At 32.2% G+C, this 699-nt stretch carries 2 protein-coding genes; one reads left to right on the forward strand and one right to left on the reverse strand.

Translation table 11 applies throughout. The annotated features are described in order from the left end of the window. Positions 1 to 295 (reverse strand): IS200/IS605 family transposase (gene tnpA, locus VF675_RS13730; protein WP_440205390.1); only part of this gene is annotated, 295 nt, incomplete at its 3' end. A gap of 59 nt (positions 296 to 354) precedes the next feature. Between tnpA and VF675_RS13735 the strand changes: the two genes are divergently transcribed. Beyond that, a partial coding sequence (locus VF675_RS13735; RefSeq protein WP_440205391.1) for a helix-turn-helix domain-containing protein occupies positions 355 to 699 on the forward strand: 345 nt, incomplete at its 3' end.

The raw sequence follows: 699 nt of genomic DNA on the forward strand, positions 1-699 counted from the left end.
TCCCTCTCAAGTCTAAAAACTCATTTCGCATTCTTCTACTTGTTACAGACTTTAAATTATTAACCAATTTGCTTAACTGTACCGTTGGTGGATACTGAATAAGCATGTGAACATGGTCGGATTCACCATTACATTCCTTTAATTCAGCATCAAAATCTTTACATATTTCAGTTGCACACTCATTGAAATATTTATGATGCAACTCACCTAGTATTTTTTTTCGATATTTCGTTATAAAAACTAAATGAACATGAAGATTAAAGGCTGAATGTCGGTTTTTATATATCTCACTCATTGAAAAAATATACCTAAAATGTTAGAATCAGCACCATATTAACAGATACACACTCATTAATGAAAATCAACAAAGCGTATAAATTTAGGCTTGAGCCTAATGTCGAGCAAGAGGTTATTTTAAATAATCTCGTTGGCTCTGCACGCTTTGTTTGGAATCAAATATTAGCAATTTCATTTGAAATGTTTGCTCAAAATAAACACATTAATGCGGTGAATCTAGTAAAAAAGATAACAGCACTGAAAAAGAATCCTCAGTTTAGCTTTTTAGATGGAAATTCAAATGCTGTGTCACTTCAACAAAAAGTTCGTGATCTTGCATCAGCATGGGGGAAGTTTTTCAACCCTAAAGAACATGCTCGACTAAAAGAAAAAAAGCGCAAACCTAAGAAACCTAAATTTTTT

Origin of the sequence: Acinetobacter sp. Lyrl_1 (assembly GCF_051948795.1) — a bacterium.
Classification (GTDB): domain Bacteria; phylum Pseudomonadota; class Gammaproteobacteria; order Pseudomonadales; family Moraxellaceae; genus Acinetobacter; species Acinetobacter towneri.